This is a genomic window from Lacticaseibacillus baoqingensis (genome assembly GCF_003946165.1).
Classification (GTDB): Bacteria; Bacillota; Bacilli; order Lactobacillales; family Lactobacillaceae; genus Lacticaseibacillus; species Lacticaseibacillus baoqingensis.
On record NZ_RHOI01000078.1, the window covers coordinates 1 to 1,358 of the forward strand.

1 protein-coding gene is annotated in these 1,358 nt (G+C 49.7%); it reads left to right on the forward strand.

The features are described from left to right. Positions 1 to 164: 164 nt before the first annotated feature. Positions 165 to 1,358: IS1380 family transposase (locus EKM91_RS13720; protein ID WP_125754447.1), on the forward strand; the 1,194-nt coding region annotated here is incomplete at its 3' end.

Below are 1,358 nucleotides of genomic sequence, written 5' to 3' on the forward strand. Positions count from 1 at the left end.
GCAAAACTTCCAATACAGTCTGTCGACGGCGATCGGCCTATTCAATACCGTCCCTGGATTATTCATAGAATTTCAAAAAAGCAGCGCAATCCCATGATTCACACGGGACTGCGCTGCTTTGGTGTTTCACCCATTGGGTGCGCCTATATGCTAAGGTTGAGTCGATGAAAACCATCACGAAAGCGAGGCTTCACACCATCTCAACTTTAACCAGCTTATCCCTGCAATGCAATACCAATGTGACTATGACCGCCGACGGCGGTCAACTTTCAAATGACGCCGGGCTCGTTTTGTTCCAAGAGTTTCTTCATCGTATCAACTTTAGGCAACTTGCCAATCAGTGCCTCAAGTTACCAGACCAACGACGATTCTGGAAGGCCTCGATGATCGACATCTTCTTGGAAAAATTGTTGCTCGACGTTGCCGGGTATTTACATGACAGTAGTGCCAATGACTGGCAACGTGATCCCGTACTGGCGGCCACCTTGGGTAGCTTTCGGCTAGTCTCACAGCCCTCACTTTCACGGTTTTTCAAGCGCCTTGAAGACGCCGACCTAGATGACTTTCGGAAGCTTATCTGGCAAGTAGCCGCCTTGGCTTTCCGTCTTAGTGGTCAATCCCGCTTCGTGCTGGATATAGACTCAACGCATTGTGATACTTTCGGTAATCAAGAACGGTCCGCCTTCAACGCTCACTATATGGCCTATGGATATCATCCTCAGGTTGTATTTGATCAAGAGTCCGGGTTGCTCTTAGACGCCTTGATGCGCCCTGGCAATGAGTACACCGGCAAGGAAGCCGATAAGTTCGTCGAGACAACTTTTTCGCGCCTATCGGCGCTCCCTCAAAGCACCAGCGTCATCATTCGAGGCGATTCGGGGTTTGCTGCGCCAAAATTTTACGAGATGTGCGACACACATGGCGTCGACTTTTTGGTTCGACTCAAGGCAAATTCAAAGCTTGGGAAGCTGGCAGAAACGGCCTTAGTGGATTGCCCTCCAAAATATGAAGAGAGCAAATGCGTCTACCACGAATTCAAGTATCAGGCCGCGTCATGGGGTAAAGCTCGCCGTGTTATCGTATGTTCTACTCATACGGCAGATGAGCTAGTTCCCTGGAACCACGCATTCGTAGTGACCAGCCTGGCCTCCGAGGCTCCAGAGACTTTGTTCAAGACCTATAGACAGCGGGGCAATGCTGAGAACCAAATTAAGGAGCTGAAATGCGGGTTTGGCTTTGACAAAACAGACAGCTCAACTTTTGCACGGAACACTGCACGAGCCTTGATCACCGGTATTGCCTATAACCTGGTTCAGCTCTTTAAACAGCTCTTTGTCTCGGAAGACCGTCGTTCAACC